Here is an 18,447-nt window from a genome sequence, read left to right on the forward strand (position 1 = left end):
TTCGGCTACTATGCGGGCATGACCGAACCGCATGGAGACAGGCTTACGCCTGCCAGCTACCGGAAAATTCCGGCACCGACAGACGATCGGTGCGCCATCAGGGACTCGAACCCCGAACCCGCTGATTAAGAGTCAGCTGCTCTGCCAATTGAGCTAATGGCGCATGCTCTGGCCCGGTGCGCTAGGCGCTCCGTTCCGGTGCGGGACAAACATTAACAGGAGGAAGTGGCAGATGTGAAATCGCCTGGTGAGCGGCGTTTTAGGCAGGCCTCAACGGGTGCGGGCAAGTTGCTGCCCAGAGGTGTTAACGCTCGGCGGGTCCGGGCGTATCTAATGCGTATGACCCCGACGTGTCGGGGCGGTATTCGCGTTGGATCGGGCCGGTCGGGCTGGCAGAATGACGGGCACGTGGTCTCGACCGATCCCGCCGGCGCGGTGGGTTGAGCTGTGCAGTCGGTTGGATCCGAAGCCATCGGCGCCTTGGCGAACGGCGTCGGGACTTGAAACGGGGTTGGATTATGCGCTTTGGTCGTGGTCGGTCAGTACGAATGCTCAGTGGACCTCTGGTCTTGCTCGCGGTGGCGACGCTGGGTCTTTCGGCATGCTCGTCGTCTTCGGGCGGCACGGGATCGGCGGTGGCGATCGACCGGAACCCGATGACGGAGCTGATCAAGCCGAAGCTGGTCGCGCCGGTGAAGAACGGCGATGTGGGGGTGTCGCCGGCGATGCCGATGACCTTCAAGGTCGAGGACGGCAAGTTCACCAATGTGCAGTTGCTCAACACCGAGGGCCGGCCGGTCAGCGGCAAGCTGGGCGCCGACGGCCAGACGTGGGAGACCACCGAGGTGCTCGGCTACGGCAAGACCTACAAGCTCAAGGCCGACGCGATCGGTTTGGGTGGCGCGAATTCGGCGTCGATGAGCTTCACCACCAGCTCGCCCGGCAACCAGACCAAGCCGTACCTGATCCCGGGTGAGGGCGAGGTCGTCGGTATCGGTCAGCCGGTGGCGATCCAGTTCGACGAGAACATCCCGAACCGTAAGGCCGCGCAGGACGCCATCACGATCAAGACGGAGCCCGCGGTGGAGGGCGCGTTCTACTGGGTGAACAACCGCGAGGTGCGGTGGCGGCCCGAGCATTTCTGGGCGCCGGGCACCAAGGTCACCATCGATGTCAACGTCTACGGCAAGGATCTCGGTAACCGGCTGTACGGCCAGGACAACCTCACGTCGCACTTCATCGTGGGCGACGCGATGATCTTCACCGCCGACGACTCCACCCACATGGTCACGGTCGAGAAGAACGGCCAGATCATCAAGGAGATGCCGACCTCGATGGGCAAGAACAGCACGCCCACCGACAACGGCATCTACATCGTGGCGGACCGGCACGAGAAGCTCATCATGGATTCCTCGACGTACGGTGTCGCGGTGGGTTCCCCGGACGGCTACCGGACGCCGGTCGACTACGCGACGCGAATCTCCTACAGCGGCATCTTCTTCCACTCGGCGCCGTGGTCGCTGGGTGCGCAGGGCAGCTACAACGCCAGCCACGGTTGCCTGAATCTGAGTCCGGCGAACGCGCGGTGGGTCTTCGAGAACACCAAGCGCGGCGACATCACGATCATCAAGAACACCGTGGGCGGCACGTTGTCCGGGGTGGACGGCCTCGGTGACTGGAACGTCCCGTGGCAGGAGTGGAAGTCCGGTAACGCCGACGTCGGCTGAGCCTGACCCTTGTGAGTCCTGGAAAAGGCCCTCAGCGTGCGCGCTGGGGGCCTTTTTGTTGTCGCCTGATCTGCTGATCAGTGGTCTGCTGGGACGCTAGGGGATGTTGGGGCCAGGGGTGCCCGGGCAGGTGAGGTTGGCGTTGAACGCGCTGCCGACGGCGGCGCAGATCAGCGGCCCGCCGAACAGGACCCGTTCCAGGATGGCGCCGGAGCCCGAATCGCCGGAACCGGTGGTGGTGGCCCCGCCCGAGGACCCGCCGGAAGAACCGGTTGTCGCGCTGCCGGTTCCGGCACTCGTATCGGCGGCCGCGGTCGCGGTCCCGGAGAGCAAGGTGGCGCCGACGAAGGCTGCGATAACCGCGGAACGCATCACGAAACTGGTGTCTCTCTGGTCGTACGGTGGTGCCCCCGTGACACCACCTCCCCTGAAGATCGCAGTGTACGGCTGATCACTGCCTGCGGGGCGGCATTCAGGAGAAGTGCCGTTTCACAATTCCGGTGTTGAATGGCATTGCTGGGGAACGGAAGAAGCCCCGATCCGTGGGGATCGGGGCTTCTGCTCCGGGTGGCCGACGGGACTCGAACCCGCGACAGCCAGGATCACAACCTGGTGCTCTACCAACTGAACTACGGCCACCATTGCCGGTGAATCACCGGCGCGATAGATATTAGCGTGTGTACCCCGCTAGGCCCTAATCGACGTCCGTGGCACCGTTGAGCTGGGCGGATTCGGCTGGGCGGGGCGCGGCACCGCTCACCTCGGCGGCGATGGCGGCGATCTCGGTGCTCGACGGGCCGGGCGCCGCGACGAACGCGGTGCGGCGGTAGTACTCCAGTTCGCGGATGGATTCCTTGATGTCGGCCAGGGCGCGGTGGGTCAGGCCCTTCTCCGGCTGGCCGAAATAGATGCGGGGGTACCAGCGGCGGCACAGCTCCTTGATCGAGCTCACGTCGATCATCCGGTAGTGCAGGTGCTGGTCCAGGGCAGGCATGTCGCGGGACAGGAAACCACGGTCGGTGGCGATCGAATTGCCTGCCAGCGGCGCGGTTCCCGGCAGCGGGATGTACTCGCGGATGTAGGCGAGCACCTGCTGCTCGGCCTCTTCGAGGGTGACGGTGGAGCGGCGCACCTCGTCGGTCAGGCCGGACTTGGCGTGCATGTCGGCGACCACGGGGGGCATCGCCGCGAGCGCCGCGTCGTCGGCGTGGATGACGATATCCACGCCCTCACCGAGAATGTTGAGGTCGCTGTCGGTCACGAGCGCGGCCACCTCGATCAGCTTGTCGCCGTCGAGACGCAGGCCGGTCATCTCGCAATCCATCCACACCACTAGTTTGTCGGACACCTCGGCAACACTAGTAGTAACTGCCCCGCCGGTTGTTGCCGACGCCACCGCGCTTTACCCGGGCTGAACATGATCGGCGGGGATAGAGTTTGCAGGCAGTCCAGCTCCACAGTTCGGTGCAAGCGTTTTCGGTACGACAGCAATCCGCTAGCGGTGTCAGACCAGACGGAGGACGTGCGATGACCAGCCCCCAGGACAAGGCCGCCGCGGCGCGGGCAGCTGCCGAGGAAGCCGCGCGAGTCGCGGCCGAGGCGCAGGCCGCCGCGGAGGCGGCCGAGCGTGAGTTGGCGGAGCAGCAGGCAGCGGCGAGTACCGGCGATCCGAACGGCGCGAACGCGGTCGCGGCTGCGGAAACCACGATGGCGCGCGCGGAGGAAACGGCGGCGAAGGCGTCGGCGGCTGCCGAGCAGCAGGCTGGGAGCGCGCAGGAGATCGCCGCCGGTTACGCCTTCGAAGGAGAAGCGCTCGAGCTGGGCACGGTGGTCATCGACGGAAACGTGGATCCGACTGCGCTGGTACGCATTCCGCTGCGCACGTTGAATCGGCACGGTCTCGTCGCGGGCGCCACCGGTACCGGTAAGACGAAGACGTTGCAGGGGATCGCCGAGCAGCTGTCGCGGGCCGGTGTGCCGGTCGTGATGGCCGACATCAAGGGCGACCTGTCCGGATTGACGGTGCCGGGGGAGTCGAACGAGAAGCTGGCGAAACGGGCCGAGGAGACCGGTGCGCGGGATTGGTCGCCCGGTGGATTCCCGACCGAGTTCGTGTCGCTGGGCACCGGCGGGGTCGGGGTGCCGATTCGTGCCACCATTTCCGCGTTCGGGCCGGTGCTGCTCAGTAAAGTGCTGGGGCTCAACGATACCCAGGAATCCACACTCGGGCTGATCTTCCACTGGGCGGATCAGCAGGGGCTGGCGCTGCTGGATCTGAAGGATCTGCGTGCGGTCATCACGCACCTGACGAGTCCCGAGGGGAAAGAGGATCTGAAGGGCATCGGCGGGGTGTCGGCGCAGACGGCGGGTGTGATTCTGCGCGCGCTGGTGAACCTCGAGAGTGAGGGTGGCGACACCTTCTTCGGTGAGCCGGAACTGGATCCGGCGGATCTGGTCCGGACCACCGGCGGTCAGGGTGTGATCACGCTGTTCGAACTGGGCGCACAGGCGGCCCGCCCGGTGATGTTCTCCACTTTCCTGATGTGGGTGCTCGCCGACCTGTTCCAGACGATGCCCGAGGTGGGCGATGTCGACAAGCCGAAGCTGATCTTCATCTTCGACGAGGCGCACCTGCTCTTCGCCGATGCTTCGAAGGCGTTCCTGGATCAGGTGCAGCAGACGGTCAAGCTGATTCGCTCGAAGGGCGTCGGCGTATTCTTCTGCACCCAGTTGCCCACCGATATCCCGAATGCTGTTCTGTCCCAACTGGGTGCGCGCATCCAGCACGCGCTGCGCGCGTTCACCCCCGACGATCAGAAAGCCCTGTCGAAGACGGTCCGCACCTACCCCAAGACCGGCGCGTACGACCTGGAGAAGGCGCTCACCTCGCTCGGTACCGGTGAGGCGATCGTGACGGTGCTGTCGGAGAAGGGCGCGCCGACTCCGGTGGCGTGGACCAGGATTCAGCCGCCGCGCTCGCTGATGGACACCATCGGTGAAGACGGCATCCGCTCCCGCGCCCTGTCCAGCTCGCTGTACGCCAAGTACGGCCAGACTATCGATCGCGAATCCGCCTCGGAGCTCCTGGCCAAGAAAATGGAGGCGGCGATTCAGGATGCGCCGCAAGCGCCCGCACCGTCGGGCCGCTCGCGTCAGGCCGAAGACGACAATGCGGCCGAGCGAATCATGAAGAACCCGGCGGTCAAAAGCTTCCTTCGCTCGGCGGCAACGGCAGCGGGCCGCGAGATCAGCCGCAGCATTTTCGGCACTCGCCGACGCTAGTTCGCCCCGAGAGATAGCCGATCCACCTCCCGCGTGGGCGATTTGCGGCATTGCTCCCGTTATGATGCTGCGCTGGGAGGTGGATCTTTGTCTGCAGGTCTGTGGATTGCCGTGCTCGCGCTGGCGGCAATCGGTTTCATCGTCGCGGTGTGGCTGGCGATCAGGAGTAAGCGCCGCGGCCGGATGGGCGTGATGTGGGGCGGGATCGCCGGTGCCCTCGTGGCGCTGCTGGTCTTGGGCGGCGGTGTGATCGGGCTGGTCAACGCCCTCAACCCCACCGAGCCGGGGCCCTATATCGCCAAGCACTATCAGCGTGCGGCGCAGCTGGACGACCGGCTCGGCGGCAAGGTGTACACCACCGGCAAGGCGGTGAACCAGGTCGAGAAGGCCGTCTCGAAAGCCGTGAAACCGGTTGCGACGCATCGCGGCCGGGACAACACCGTCTATCTGCGCTACGACCAGTGGCTGGTCGTGGTGAGTGCTGTCGCCGGCAGCACGAAGATCGATCTCGATACCTACGACAACGGGTATCGGCGACACCGCAGCGGCCTGGCGGATTCGAATTGGCCCTCGTCCTCTACCGCCTCCAGTTCCAACGGCGGCAACAACTCTGGCAAGTAGCACAACAGCTAGGAGAAATACATGCTCGCCGATCTGGCCCGCGACGGCGGTGCGGCGCTGGCCTACAGCGCCATCGGAATCGCGCTCATCGCACTGGGATTCGTCCTGGTCGACGTGATCACGCCGGGTAATCTGCGGCACCAGATCTGGGTGGACCGCAACCCGAACGCGGCGCTGCTGGCCGCGTCCAATGTGCTCGGCGTGGGAATCATTGTGGCCATGGCCATCTGGACGTCCGAGGGGAGTATCGGCCGCGCGCTGGCGGCGAGCGTCGTGTACGGGCTGATCGGCCTGGCCGTGATGGCGATCGCGTTCGTGCTGCTGGACCTGCTGACGCCCGGGAAGCTGGGTGAGTTGCTCGTCGACGACAGCGCCGGCCGGAATCCGGCGGTGTGGGTGTCGGCGGCGCTGCACATCGCGGTGGCGCTGGTCGTCGCCGCGGGCCTGTCCTAGATGTCGCTATCCCGGCGCGCGGCCCGGCTCGGGCTGTTGCTCACGGTATTCATCTGCGCGGCTTGCGGATTGGTCTACGAGCTGGCGCTGGTGACGCTCGGCAGCTTCCTGATCGGGGACACCGCGGTGCAGGCGTCGATCGTGCTCAGCGTGATGATCTTCGCGATGGGGGTGGGTGCGCTCGTCGCGAAGCCGCTACAGCGTTGGGCGGCACCGGCTTTCGCCGCCATCGAACTGGCTTTGGCCGCGGTGGGCGGGTTTTCGGTGATCGTGCTCTACTCGGCCTTCGCCTGGTTGAAGGTCTACACCGGTGCGCTGGTCGTGGTGGCGTTCGTGATCGGGCTGCTGGTGGGCGCGGAGATACCGCTGCTGATGGTGTTGCTGCAACGGATCCGGCGGCAGGCCGCCGGATCGGCGGTGGCGGATCTGTTCGCGGCCGACTACATCGGAGCGTTGTTGGGCGGCTTGGCTTTTCCGTTCCTGCTGTTGCCCATGTTCGGTCAGGTGCGGGGTGCGCTGGTGGTCGGCGCGGTGAACGCCGTCGCCGGACTTGTCTTGGTGTTCACGCTGTTTCGGCGGGAGTTGGGCGGGCTCGCACGCGGGTTTCTCACCGTGGCGGCGGTCCTCGTCACTGCCGCGCTGGGCGGAAGTTATCTGTACGCCGACCGGTTCGAGGCCACGGCCGAGCAGGCGCTGTTCGCCAATCCGATTGTGTACAGCGAACAGTCGCAGTATCAGAAGATCGTGGTCACCCAGTCGGCCTCGCCGCTGCGTGAGCTCGATACCCGGTTGTTCCTCAACGGCGATCTGCAGTTCTCCTCGGTCGACGAGTACCGCTATCACGAGGCGCTGGTGCATCCGGCGCTGGCGCAGCGGCGGGGGCACGTGCTCGTACTCGGCGGCGGCGACGGCCTGGCGTTGCGCGAAATTCTCAGCTATCCCGACGTCGAACGGGTGACGCTGGTGGAGCTGGATCCGGCAGTGGTGCGGCTGGCCCGTACTTTCCCGGCACTCACCGAACTCAATCGCGCGGCCTTCGATGATCCGCGCGTCACCGTGGTCAACGCCGATGCCTTCGGGTGGCTGCGCGACTGCGGTTGTCGCTTCGACGCGATCGTCGTGGACTTCCCGGACCCCGACCAGACCTCGATCGCCAAACTGTATTCGCGTGAGTTCTACGGATTGCTCACCCGCGCACTGGAACCCGGCGGCGCGGCGGTGATCCAATCCGGTTCACCGTTCTACGCGCCGAATTCGTTCTGGTGTATCGAGGCGACGGTGCGCGCCGCGGGTTTGCATACCCAGCCGTACCACCTGAACATTCCCAGCTTCGGCGACTGGGGATTCGTGCTGGCCACTCGGGACGCCCCGGCTCGGCTGGGCCTGCCGAGCGAGGTCCGCACGCGCTCACTCGACGACGCGACCCTCGCTGCCGCGACCGTCTTCCCGCCCGACCGCCGCAGCAGCGGAGACACCGTCTCCAGCCTGCTGCATCCGGTCATCTTGGACTACAACCGCAAGGAATGGTCGACGCGCTAGCCGCCCAGCTTCTTGTAGGCGGCGCCGGCGACCACCGAGGTGATGGCGCGCGGGCCGTACTGGCCCGCCAAGCTCATCCCCTTGCTGATCAGGCCGGGGACGACGCGCATCTTGTTCTTGGCGAGCGCGTCGATGGTGATCTTGGCGGTGTGTTCGGCGGTGACCCAGATGAATTCCGGGATCTTGGTGCTGACCTCTTCCTGATCCGGGTTGTCGGTGCGCACCGGACCGGGAGCCAGCAGCGTGACGTGCACACCGTATTCCTTCATCTCCCCGCGCAGCGATTCTGTCCAGGTGTTGGTGAAGGCCTTGGACGCGGCGTAGGTCGCGTTGTTCGGGATCGGCATATTGCCCGCCGCCGACCCGGTGACCAGGATGCCGCCACTGCGCTGCTTGATCATGTTCGGCAGCACGGCCAGCGACAGATCCTGCACCGCCACCGCATTCAATTCCATGATCGCGCGCTCATAATCCAGATCCAGCTTCGCCAGCGGCCCGAACGTGGCCACCCCGGCGTTGTTGACCAGAATCGCGATATCCCGCTTCGCCAACTCCTCGACCAGCGGCCGCCGCGCCTCCCGATCCGACAGATCCACCGCCCGCACCTCAGCGGTGATCCCATGCGCCAACGTCAACCGCTCCGCCAACGCGGTCAGCAAATCCTCCCGCCGCGCCACCAAGATCAGCGAATACCCGCGCGAAGCGAGTTCAGCGGCAAGGGCCATACCGATGCCAGAGGAAGCGCCGGTAACAACGGCACGGTTCTCAGAAGTAGGAGAAGGCAAGCTCACGGCTTGGAGCCTAGTGCTGTGTATCGCCGCCCGTCCGGCCCGCCCATACGCTGGCCCAGGTGAGCACAGAAATTCGTCCGGCCGACCTCGCCTATTGGAACCCGCTGCCAACCGCTCGGCGGTCGCTGGCGAAGCAAGAGCGGAAGAGTCCGACCGATCCCGCACTCCGCATCGGCGGCGGCATGCCGGATATGGACGGCTGGGAGGCGAAGCGCTGGATGACAGTGCCCGGACCCTTCTTCAGCGGTCAGACCGACAACTGCCACACCGGCATGATGGAGGCTCCGGATCTCGTGGTCTACGACAGCGATGGCTACGAGATCGTCTATCGCCAGCCGACGACGCCCGAGCAGGTCGAGAAAATCCTCCGGGCGGCGTGGGCGGATCCGTACGGCGGTTACTCCTGGGACGGCGACAAATACTGGACTCCCGAGTCGGTCCGCGACTGGTGGACCGACCGCGGACGCGTGCGCGAATTCATCGAACAGCAATGGATCGAGGAGGGCATGGCCGGAACTCCCATCGCAGGCCCCGCATCGCGATTCCCCACCGAAGACGCTCGCTACGGCCTGGTCCGCTACGCCGAGGATCTGGCGGGTCCCCTCGAATCTCGCCTACGGGGGTACCTGTTCTGGTTGCTGGAGGGCCGCGAACCGCGTCTCGTCGAGTCGCTGCCGACACTCTGACCACGTAAGCGGATGTGCCGCAGTTGTATACGGCACATCCGAGGGGCTCAGAGCCGTGCTGCCAGGCGGGTGCCTTGATCGATGGCGCGTTTGGCGTCCAGTTCGGCGGCGAGATCGGCGCCGCCGATGAGGTGTAGGTTGACGCCGGCGGTGCGGAGGGGTTCTTCGAGGTCGCGGACGGATTCCTGGCCGGCGCAGATGATGACGTTGTCGACTGGGATCAGTTGGGGGCGTTCGTGTTTTTCGCCGAAGCTGATGTGCAGGCCGTTGTCGTCGATGCGTTCGTAGTTCACGCCGCCGACGTGGTCGACGCCCTTGGCTTTGAGGGCGGCGCGGTGCACCCAGCCGGAGGTTTTGCCGAGATCCTTGCCGAAGGCGGAGGTTTTGCGTTGCAGTAGAACGACTTCGCGGGCGGCGGGGGAGGGCTTGGGGGTGGCGAGCTGGCCGGGGACCTGCTCGTCGTCGGAGTTGACGCCCCACTCCTCTTTCCACTCGTCGAGCTTGAGGGTGGGATGGCCTTCGACGGTGAGGAATTCGCTGACGTCGTAGCCGATGCCGCCGGCGCCGATGACGGCGACGCGCTTGCCGACCGGCTTGCTGTCTCGCACAAGCTCGGCGTAGGAGAGCACCATCGGGTGGTCGACGCCGGGGATGTTGGGGATGCGCGGCTTCACGCCGGTGGCGAGGATGACCTCGTCGTAGCGGGCGGTGATCAGTTCCTCGGCGGTGACGCGCTTGTTCAGGTGCACGGTGACGCCGTGGACTTCCAGCATCCGCGTGTAGTAGCGGATGGACTCGTTGAACTCTTCTTTGCCGGGGATGCGGCGGGCGATGTCGAACTGGCCGCCGATCTTGTCGTCGGCCTCGAAAAGGTCTACGTGGTGGCCCCGTTCGGCGAGCGAGACGGCAGCGGAGAGTCCGGCCGGGCCCGCGCCGACGACGGCCACGCGCTTGGTGCGCCGGGTCGGCAGCAGCTTGAGCTCGGTTTCGTGGCCGGCCCGCGGGTTCAGCAGGCAGGAGACCGTTTTGTGCTGGAAGGCGTGATCCAGGCAGGCCTGGTTGCAGGCGATGCAGGTGTTGATCTCGTCGACGCGATCCTGCTGGGCCTTGTTCACCCATTCCGGATCGGTCAGGAACGGGCGGGCGAGCGAAATCAGCTGGGCGTCACCACGAGTCAAGATCTCCTCGGCGATCTCCGGCATATTGATGCGGTTGGACGCGCACACCGGAATGTTCACCTGCTTGGTGATCTTTGCGGTGAACTCGACGAACGCCGCGCGCGGCACCGAGGTGACGATGGTGGGCACCCTGGCTTCGTGCCAGCCGATGTCGGTGTTCAGGATGTTCGCGCCGGCGGCCTCGAGTTCCTTTGCCAGGGCGATGATTTCGTCGAAGGTCTGGCCCTTTTCCACGAGTTCGGCCATGGACAGGCGGAACACGATGATGAAGTCCGGGCCGACCGCGGCGCGGGTGCGGCGCACGATCTCCACGGCGATCCGGCGCCGGTTCTCCGGCGAACCGCCCCACTTGTCGGTGCGCTTGTTGGTGCGCGGCGCGAGGAACTGATTGATGAAATAGCCTTCACCGCCCATGATTTCGCAGCCGTCGTACCCGGCGAACTGGGCCAGCTTCGCGCAGCGGGCGTAATCGTCGATGGTCTGCTCGACGCCCTTGGCCGACAGGGCGCGCGGCCGGAACGGGTTGATCGGCGCCTTGATCGAGGAGGCCGAAACACTGCCGGGCATATAGGAATAACGGCCGGCGTGCAGGATCTGGATGGCGATCTTGCCGCCCTCGTCGTGCACCGCCTTGGTGATGGCGCGGTGCCGGTAGGCCTCGGTCTTGTTGGTCAGCTTCGCGCCGAAGGGCAGCAGCCAGCCGGTGCGGTTGGGTGCGTAACCGCCGGTGATGATCAGGCCGACGCCGCCGCGGGCGCGTTCGGCGAAGTAGGCGGCCAGCCGGTTGGTGTCCCAGGCGCGGTCTTCCAGGCCGGTGTGCATCGAGCCCATCACCACGCGATTGCGCAGGGTGGTGAAGCCGAGATCCAGCGGCTCGAACAGGTGGGGGAATGAGCTCATCGTTCAGCTCCACTTTCTCCATCGTTGAGGGGGATGGCAGCCGACGGAGTCGGCGGGGGTGGGTAAGGAAAGCCCGCGCGCGGGGCTGACGCGCGCGGACGCAGGGCTTGCAATATCTCGTCGCACCATTCGACGAACCCCGCCTCGACACGGATGCCTCCGCGCAGGACGAGGTACTGGTGCAGGGGCGTGCCGGAAAGCTGCTCCGGCGCGGGGAAGTCTTTCTTCTCGAGCAGGCGGTATACCTCGAGGCGCTGCGCGTGCTGATCGCGCTGCCGGGCGACTTCGGTGCAGAGGGCCTCGATGTCGCCGTGCGCGGCGGCGCGGATCTTCACGCCGAATTCGCTGCGCGGCAGGTCGGTGCTGGAGGGCTCGGCGATCCAGCGGGCCAGTTCGGCACGGCCGGCGGCGTTGACCGAGTAGACCTTCTTGTCGGGCTTGCCGTCCTGGGCCACGGCCTCGCCGTCCACCCAGCCGGACTCCTCCATGCGCTTGAGCACCCGGTAGATCTGCTGGTGGGTGGCGCTCCAGAAGTACCCGATGGACTTGTCGAAGCGGCGCGCCAGCTCATATCCGGAGCCGGCGCGCTCGGTCAGCGATACCAGCAGGGCATGCTCGAGTGCCATGCGAACAGGGTAGCCGTGACACCCGGTACTATGCAACTAGGTGCATAGAGCGTGAGTGTTGCCCAGCCAGGGCGCCGGGAAATCATTAAGCTCCGGCCCATGACGGAGGTGAACGCCGAGGCGCCTGAGCCCTTCGAGCGAGCGGGCAAGCAGTCGTTGGCGGTGGGTCAGGCCGCCGGGCGCAAGCAAGTGGTGTCGTGGGCGCTGTGGGACTGGGGGTCGTCCGCGTTCCATGCGGTGATTCTGACTTTCGTCTTCTCGGTGTATCTGGTGAAAGAGGTCGGCGACGATCTGCCGGGCCGGATTTCACCCGGCGCCTGGCTGGGTTTCGCGCTCGGTATCTCCGGGTTCGTCGTCGCGGTGACCGCGCCGGTGGCGGGGCAGTGGTTCGACGCCTCCGCGAAACGCAAACTCTCCCTTGCTGTTCTGACCGGGATCACCATTCTGGCCATGGCGGCGTTGTTCTTCGTGCGCGACGACCACCGCTACCTGTGGCTGGGCCTGGCGTTGCTCGCGCTCGGTTCGGCGGCTTTCGAGTTGTCCAACGTGCCCTACAACGCCATGCTGCGGCAGGTCTCCACACCGGCGACGGTCGGCCGGGTCTCCGGATTCGGCTGGGCCATGGGCTATTTCGGCGGCATCTTCCTGCTGCTGGCCTGCTACCTCGGCTTCATCTCCGGTGACGGCGACCATCGCGGACTGTTGAGCGTGCCGACCGCGGACGGGCTGAACATTCGGCTGGTAGCGGTGCTGGCGGCTGTGTGGTTCGCATTGTTCGCGCTGCCGGTGCTGTTCGCGGTGCCCGAATTGCCGCGCACCAAAGCGGATCCCGGGGCTGCCCGCGCCGGATTCTTCGCCTCCTACAAGGTGCTGTGGCGAGATCTGAAGGAGCTCTGGGTCGTCGACCGGCGCACGGTCGGCTTCCTCATCGCCAGTGCCATCTTCCGGGACGGCCTGGCCGGTGTGTTCACCTTCGGCGCGGTACTCGCGGTGCAGGTCTACGGGTTCACCGACGCGCGCGTGCTGCTGTTCGGCATCGCCGCGAATGTGGTTGCGGCACTGGGCGCGATCATCGCCGGACGGTTCGACGACCGGCTCGGCCCGAAGATCGTGATCGTCATCTCGCTGGCCTCGATGCTGGTGTGGGGCACCGTGCTGCTGTTCGTCTCCGGGCCGTTGATGTTCTGGATCTTCGGGCTGTTGCTCACGATTTCGGTCGGTCCCGCGCAGGCTTCGGCGCGTTCGTTCCTGACCCGGCTGGCGCCGCCGGGACGCGAGGGCCAGTACTTCGGGCTCTATACGACGACCGGGCGTGCCGCATCTTTCCTTGCCCCAACGCTTTTCGGCGTGTTCGTCGCGGTGTTCGGCGGCGACCAGGAGGGCGCGGAACGGGTCGGGATCGTCGGGCTGCTGCTGGTGCTCGGTGTCGGGCTGGTCGCGCTGCTGGCGGTCTCGCCGCCGGATCGGACGCCGGCCGGCCAGCCCGTCGACGCGGTCGGCTGATATGCCGAAACCCCGCCGGATCAACGGCGGGGCAACGGCTTTCGAAACTCAGTCGGCCTTGGGCGTGGCGCGGGTCCCGACGATCACGCACGGGACGCCATTGGCCAGCATCGAGAAGATCACCGGCATATAGCCCTCGCTGAAGGACGGTCCGGCGCCCGTTCCCGCCCAGACCGTGTCCTTCGAAGCCGGGTCGGCGCTGACGGGGATCAGGTCGATGCTCAGCGGCGGGGACATGCCGGCCATCGAGTCGACGAATTCGTAGAGCATGTGCGGTTTGCCGTCCTGCTCGCTGACGGTGACCACGACACCGGCCCGCTTGTAGGTGCCCGCATAAGGGGTGATGTCGATCGCCGGGGGGTTCGCCGGGGGTGCGAACGGGTCGGGCATGGTCACCTCGGCCAGCTCCGCGAGTAGCTCGCGGAACAGGTCGGAGTAGAGCTGCCGGGCGCCGCCGCCGTTGGTGAGCAGCACGATCGCCATTTTCGCCGACGGGATGACGCGCAGATAGCCGTACTGTCCGATGGCCGCGCCGTCGTGGCCGAAGCCGCCGACGCCGTTCCAGTTGTTGAGCACCCAGCCCAGGCCTTGGCCGTCGCCGCTGACGGTCCACTTGTCGGGGCAGTCGACCTCGCGTCGCTGCATCGCGACGGTGCCGCTGGCACACAGTACTCGGGTGCCGTCCTGGGCGATGCCACCGGCGAGGTGCATCTGCGCGAAGCGCGCCATATCACCTGCGCTGGAGATGATCCGGGCCGCCGGCGCCACCGAGCGCGGCATCAGATCCCACTCCGGCGCCGGGTCCGGGTCGGCCCCGGGCTCGCCGAGGTGACTCATCGCGGTGCGGAATTTCAGTGCTTGCTCCGGCAGCGTCACGGTGCGTTCCAGGCCGAGCGGCCCGGCTAGCCGTTCGGTGACGGCTTGGTCCCAGGTCAGGCCGGTGAGCACCTCGATCATGCGGCCCATCACCACGTAGCCGATGCCGCCGTAGGAGAAGGTGGTGCCGGTGGGGCAGTCCTGCGGCACCTCGCGGGCGGCTTCGACGAACTTGGCCAGGCAGTCGTCGCCGCGGCCGGAGTCGTAGTTGAAGTCGTTGGTCAAACCGGCGGTGTGCGACAGCAATTGGCGGGTGGTGATGGTCTTGGTGGCCTCCGGATCCGGGACCGCGAATTCGGGGAGCACGTCGATCACCGGAGCATCGAGGTCCAGCTTGCCCTCGTCGACCAGCTGCATGATCATCGTCGCGGTGTAGACCTTGGCGATCGAGCCGCAGAGGAACACCGAGTCGGTGGTGACTTCGACGCCGGTGCCGCGGTGCAGCACGCCGCTGGCGAGTTCGTGGACCTGGCCGTCGATGACCACCGCGAGCGCCGCACCGGGGACGTGGTGGGCGGCGCGCAGCTTGTCCAGCCGGTTCTGCCAGTACGTAATCGCAAACTTCGACATGTTGTGCCTCTTTCTCTAGCTGTGTTTGCTCTGCTGGGAAGCGCTCCTGCGAACGTTGTTCCCGCTTGATGAACACTGTACGCACATGCGAACACTGTGCGCAAGTGGGCATGCAAATGCCAGGTGAGGACGTAAAGGCTTGTCTCTCCTGTCATCCTGAGCGCAGCGCAGGATTTCAGGTCGTGCGCTGTGCTTCAGGTGGCAAGGGGCACTTCAAGGGGGCGAAAGAGCCGCTACTGCTCTGGCTTCCAGACGCCCATGCCGAGGGCGACCAGGCGGATCTGCTGCATCGTGCGATCGACGATCGCCTTCTGCTCGCGCCCGGGCGCCTGGATGTAGGTGCCGATGCCGTGGGTGACGATGCCGACGATGAGGTCGGCGGCGATCTCCAGATCCCGCGGCGCCCAGGCGTCCAGGGCCGGGATGCGGGAGAGGTCGGCGACGAGTTCGCGGACGATCAGCTGCAGCTCGGTGGTGATGGCCTGGCGCAGTGCCGCGGAGCCGCCGTGGCGTTCGCGGATGAGGAACCCGAACAGGTCGCGCTTCGGGTCCACCTGTTCGAAAACGAAGCGGACCGAGGCGGATACGCCGGTGTTGGGGCTGCGGCGGACCTCGCGCAGGGCCAGGCGGAGTGCGGTGACGCCGTCGTCGACCAGGGTGGCGCCCAGGTCGTCCAGGGAGGCGAAATGCCGGTAGAAGGCCGTGGGGACGATGCCGGCCGAGCGGGAGATCTCGCGCAGGCTCAAGGCCGCGAAACCACGTTCGGCGGCGAGCGCGAGGGTGCCGTCCACCAGTGCCTGGCGGGTCCGTTCCTTGCGCTCGATACGCGTCGCTGCCTGCTCATTCATCTCGGTGAGCATACATCCGTTCACCATACGCACCTTCTGGGGATGTTGTTCGGGTCACACAATCTGCCGGTTGACACCTGCATGGGGTCATCAGTCACACTAGTTGAGTGTACAGGCGTGCACTGAAATTATGGATCGCACGCCGAGGCTCGGAGAGAGGCCCGAGGCATGAGCTCAGGGCCCCGCGAACGCCGCGAGAGATTGGAGCGGACCACATGGTGGATCTCGTCGATATGGTGCAGACGCTGACCACGCCGCACCCGCTGGACCGATACCTGGAACTGATCCGGCCCACCCTGACCGCACGCCGGTTACGCGCCGAGGTCACCCACGTGCGCCGCTCGACGCCGGGCTCGGTGACGCTGACGCTGCGTCCGACCCGGCAGTGGCGGGGGCACACCGCGGGCCAGTACATCCAGATCGGCGTGGTGATCGACGGCGTCCGGCACACCCGCTGCTATTCGCCGGTGAATCCGGAAGGCCGCCGGGAGAAGCACATCCAGCTCACGATCAAGTCCCACACCGGCGGGCTGGTCTCCCAGCACCTGTACCAGCACGCCGCACCCGGCATGGTGGTCGACCTCGAACCCGCCGCGGGCACCTTCGCGCTGCCCGAGACCCGCCCCGAGCGGATCCTGCTGATCAGCGGCGGCAGCGGCATCACCCCGGTGCTGTCGATGCTGCGTACGCTGGCCGGCGAGGGCTACCAGGGCGAGCTCACCTTCCTGTACTACGCGAAATCGCCGGTGCTGGTGCCGCATCGCGCCGAACTGGACGCGATCGCTCAGGCGCACAACAACTTCCGCATCGAGCTGCGTTATCCGGGGCGGCACGCGGCGGATGAGCTGGAGCCGGTCACCATCCGCTCGTGCACGGAGATCAGCGGCGCCGGGTACTTCGACTACGACGAACTGGAGCGCGTCGCACCCTGGTTCGCCGAGGCGCAGACCTTCGTCTGCGGGCCGCAGGCCCTGATGGACGCGGTGCGCAAGGTCTACGAGGCCGAGCAGCTGGGCGACCGGCTGCACACCGAGGAGTTCACGCTCAACTTCGCGCCCGTCGATGACACCGATGTCCATGGGACGGTTAGTTTTTCGGCCAGCGGGGTAAGCGCGGCCAATAGCGGGACGACGCTGCTGGAGCAAGCCGAGGCCGCCGGGCTGAGCCCGGAGTACGGGTGCCGGATGGGTATCTGCTTCTCCTGCACCGCGGTTCGCCGCACCGGCTGTACACGCAATGTCCGCACCGGGGAAACGAACAGTGACCCGGATCAGCCCATCCAGTTGTGCATCAACGCACCGGTGGGCGACGTCGAGATCGACGTCTGACGAGACAACGACAAGGGAACAATCATGACTATTTTGACTGAAACCAAGGATGGACCGCTGGTCCTGACCCCGGACCAGATCGAGGAGCTGGGTAAGGCGCTCGACGAGCTGCGTGCTCGCGTCGTCGCCGACCTGGGCGACCGCGACCGGGAATACATCTACTCGATCATCAAGGCGCAGCGCGGTTTCGAGATCGCCGGGCGCGGCCTGATGTATCTGGGTTTCCTGCCGCCGGTCTGGCTGGCCGCGGTCGGGGCGCTGAGTGTATCCAAGATCTTGGACAACATGGAGATCGGCCACAACGTGATGCACGGCCAGTACGACTGGATGCGTGAGCCGGACCTGAACTCCCGTGAGTTCGAGTGGGACACCGTCTGCCCCGCCGAGCAGTGGCGGCACTCGCACAACTACATGCACCACACCTTCACCAACATCCACAACAAGGACCGCGACATCGGCTACGGCATCCTGCGGATGGACGAGTCACAGCAGTGGAATCCGCTGCGCCTGGGGCAGCCGCTGTACGCGTTCGCGCTGATGATGCTGTTCGAGTGGGGCGTGATGGGCCACGACCTCGAGGTCGAGAACATCGTGCGCGGCCGGCGCTCCTGGGGTGAGATCAAGAAGCTGGTCAAGGGGCAGTGGCGCAAGGCGGGCAAGCAGGTTCTCAAGGATTACCTGATCTTCCCGGCGCTGACCGGACCGCTGTTCGCCAGCACCCTGGCGGGGAACGTGACCGCCAACCTGGTTCGCAACGTCTGGGCCTACTCGATTATCTTCTGCGGGCACTTCCCGACCGGCGTACAGACGTTCACCGAGGAAGAGACCGCCGAGGAGACCCGCGGCGAGTGGTATGTGCGGCAGATGCTGGGTTCGGCGAACATCTCCGGCAGCAGGCTGTTCCACATCATGTCCGGGAATTTGTCGCACCAGATCGAGCATCATCTGTTCCCGGACCTGCCGGCGAATCGTTATCCGGAGATGGCGCCGGAGGTGCGTGCGCTGTGTGAGAAATACGGCCTGCCCTACAACACCGGCCCGCTGAGCAAGCAGGTCGCGTCGGTCTGGTGGAAGATTTGCAAGCTCGCACTTCCGCCTTCGCTGGTCTCATCCGAGTCCGCGCCCAGTGTTATCGTGATGCGTCAGCAAAAGGCGACCGAAGTCGGTGTGTGAATGATCGGGAAATTCGAAAGCAACAAGGATTTGATTCAAGAATTAACCGCTTCGGGTGCCAGGCATGTCGGCAATATCGCCTCCATCATCACGGGCACCGTGGCCGAGGTCACCAAGGAGATCGGTGACTGGATCACCGACGCCATCGAGATGAACGAGGCGGCCGCGGCGGCCCGGCGCGATGCGATGGAGCACTCGGACAAGGGTTTCGAGGACGCGGATACCTCCTACGACGAGGAGGTCGAGCCGACGGCGCCCACGGGTAGCTCGTTCGTCACCGCCGAGGTCGTGGAACCCGAGATCATCGAACCGGAAATCGTCGAACCGGGCGACAACCGCTAGGCGC

17 protein-coding genes and 2 tRNA genes are annotated in these 18,447 nt (G+C 65.9%); 10 read left to right on the plus strand and 9 right to left on the minus strand.

The features are described 5' to 3' along the window. Positions 1 to 90: 90 nt before the first annotated feature. Positions 91 to 163: transfer RNA gene (locus IBX22_RS28925), tRNA-Lys, on the minus strand. A 355-nt stretch (positions 164 to 518) separates the two neighbouring features. Between IBX22_RS28925 and IBX22_RS28930 the strand changes: the two genes are divergently transcribed. Then, positions 519 to 1,727 carry an Ig-like domain-containing protein gene (locus IBX22_RS28930; RefSeq protein ID WP_194818948.1) on the plus strand — a complete coding sequence of 403 codons (1,209 nt, stop codon included), beginning with the start codon at positions 519 to 521 and terminating at the stop codon, positions 1,725 to 1,727. Positions 1,728 to 1,823: 96 nt separating this feature from the next. Here IBX22_RS28930 and IBX22_RS28935 read toward each other — a convergent pair whose 3' ends face one another. From IBX22_RS28935 to orn, 3 genes are all read right to left on the minus strand, one after another. After that, positions 1,824 to 2,099: a hypothetical protein gene (locus IBX22_RS28935; RefSeq protein WP_194818949.1), complete on the minus strand. Its 276-nt coding sequence runs from the start codon at positions 2,097 to 2,099 to the stop codon at positions 1,824 to 1,826. A 194-nt stretch (positions 2,100 to 2,293) separates the two neighbouring features. Next, a tRNA-His gene (locus IBX22_RS28940) sits at positions 2,294 to 2,366 on the minus strand. Between the two features lie 55 nt (positions 2,367 to 2,421). Beyond that, entirely contained in the window at positions 2,422 to 3,075 is a 654-nt protein-coding gene (orn, locus tag IBX22_RS28945; RefSeq protein WP_194818950.1) for an oligoribonuclease, read from the minus strand. A gap of 179 nt (positions 3,076 to 3,254) precedes the next feature. Here orn and IBX22_RS28950 point away from each other — a divergent pair, with 179 nt between their 5' ends. The 4 genes from IBX22_RS28950 (at position 3,255) to IBX22_RS28965 (ending at position 7,622) form a co-directional block, all read left to right on the plus strand. After that, positions 3,255 to 5,009 (plus strand): helicase HerA-like domain-containing protein, encoded by a 1,755-nt coding sequence (locus tag IBX22_RS28950; RefSeq protein WP_194818951.1) that lies wholly within the window; start codon positions 3,255 to 3,257, stop codon positions 5,007 to 5,009. Positions 5,010 to 5,096: 87 nt separating this feature from the next. After that, a complete protein-coding gene (locus IBX22_RS28955; RefSeq protein ID WP_194818952.1) occupies positions 5,097 to 5,630 on the plus strand; it encodes a DUF4247 domain-containing protein in 534 nt (177 codons plus the stop codon). Between the two features lie 21 nt (positions 5,631 to 5,651). Beyond that, positions 5,652 to 6,083 carry a DUF350 domain-containing protein gene (locus tag IBX22_RS28960; RefSeq protein WP_194818953.1) on the plus strand — a complete coding sequence of 144 codons (432 nt, stop codon included), beginning with the start codon at positions 5,652 to 5,654 and terminating at the stop codon, positions 6,081 to 6,083. Continuing rightward, positions 6,084 to 7,622, plus strand: coding sequence for a polyamine aminopropyltransferase (locus IBX22_RS28965; protein ID WP_194818954.1), 1,539 nt, complete (start codon positions 6,084 to 6,086; stop codon positions 7,620 to 7,622). Here IBX22_RS28965 and cmrA read toward each other — a convergent pair. After that, positions 7,619 to 8,413, minus strand: a complete 795-nt coding sequence (cmrA, locus tag IBX22_RS28970) for a mycolate reductase (protein WP_194818955.1) — start codon at positions 8,411 to 8,413, stop codon at positions 7,619 to 7,621. The genes IBX22_RS28965 and cmrA overlap by 4 nt on opposite strands. Positions 8,414 to 8,472: 59 nt before the next feature. Between cmrA and IBX22_RS37650 the strand changes: the two genes are divergently transcribed. Further along, a complete protein-coding gene (locus IBX22_RS37650) occupies positions 8,473 to 9,099 on the plus strand; it encodes a ferredoxin (protein WP_228539732.1) in 627 nt (208 codons plus the stop codon). A 47-nt stretch (positions 9,100 to 9,146) separates the two neighbouring features. On the opposite strand, the gene IBX22_RS28980 is transcribed toward IBX22_RS37650, so the two are convergent. After that, positions 9,147 to 11,177, minus strand: a complete 2,031-nt coding sequence (locus IBX22_RS28980; RefSeq protein ID WP_194818956.1) for an NADPH-dependent 2,4-dienoyl-CoA reductase — start codon at positions 11,175 to 11,177, stop codon at positions 9,147 to 9,149. Beyond that, the gene (locus IBX22_RS28985) at positions 11,174 to 11,803 is read right to left on the minus strand and encodes a PadR family transcriptional regulator (RefSeq protein ID WP_194818957.1); all 630 of its coding nucleotides are present in this window, start codon (positions 11,801 to 11,803) and stop codon (positions 11,174 to 11,176) included. Before IBX22_RS28985 ends, IBX22_RS28980 begins: the two co-directional genes overlap by 4 nt. A gap of 99 nt (positions 11,804 to 11,902) precedes the next feature. Here IBX22_RS28985 and IBX22_RS28990 point away from each other — a divergent pair, with 99 nt between their 5' ends. Beyond that, positions 11,903 to 13,306: an MFS transporter gene (locus IBX22_RS28990; RefSeq protein ID WP_194818958.1), complete on the plus strand. Its 1,404-nt coding sequence runs from the start codon at positions 11,903 to 11,905 to the stop codon at positions 13,304 to 13,306. 48 nt (positions 13,307 to 13,354) lie between these two features. On the opposite strand, the gene IBX22_RS28995 is transcribed toward IBX22_RS28990, so the two are convergent. Then, positions 13,355 to 14,752 carry a serine hydrolase gene (locus IBX22_RS28995; protein ID WP_194818959.1) on the minus strand — a complete coding sequence of 466 codons (1,398 nt, stop codon included), beginning with the start codon at positions 14,750 to 14,752 and terminating at the stop codon, positions 13,355 to 13,357. Positions 14,753 to 14,985: 233 nt separating this feature from the next. Continuing rightward, the gene (locus IBX22_RS29000; protein ID WP_228539733.1) at positions 14,986 to 15,600 is read right to left on the minus strand and encodes a TetR family transcriptional regulator; all 615 of its coding nucleotides are present in this window, start codon (positions 15,598 to 15,600) and stop codon (positions 14,986 to 14,988) included. Between the two features lie 215 nt (positions 15,601 to 15,815). On the opposite strand from IBX22_RS29000, the gene IBX22_RS29005 reads away from it, so the two are divergent. From IBX22_RS29005 to IBX22_RS29015, 3 genes are read left to right on the plus strand one after another with little or no spacing between them, the layout of a single operon-like run. Further along, positions 15,816 to 16,928 carry a ferredoxin reductase gene (locus IBX22_RS29005; RefSeq protein WP_194818961.1) on the plus strand — a complete coding sequence of 371 codons (1,113 nt, stop codon included), beginning with the start codon at positions 15,816 to 15,818 and terminating at the stop codon, positions 16,926 to 16,928. A gap of 24 nt (positions 16,929 to 16,952) precedes the next feature. Beyond that, entirely contained in the window at positions 16,953 to 18,101 is a 1,149-nt protein-coding gene (locus IBX22_RS29010; RefSeq protein ID WP_194818962.1) for an acyl-CoA desaturase, read from the plus strand. Next, complete coding sequence (locus IBX22_RS29015; protein WP_194818963.1) at positions 18,102 to 18,443, plus strand: hypothetical protein; 342 nt, start codon at positions 18,102 to 18,104, stop codon at positions 18,441 to 18,443. Positions 18,444 to 18,447: the final 4 nt, after the last annotated feature.

This window comes from Nocardia sp. XZ_19_385 (assembly GCF_015355755.1).
Lineage (GTDB): Bacteria > Actinomycetota > Actinomycetes > Mycobacteriales > Mycobacteriaceae > Nocardia.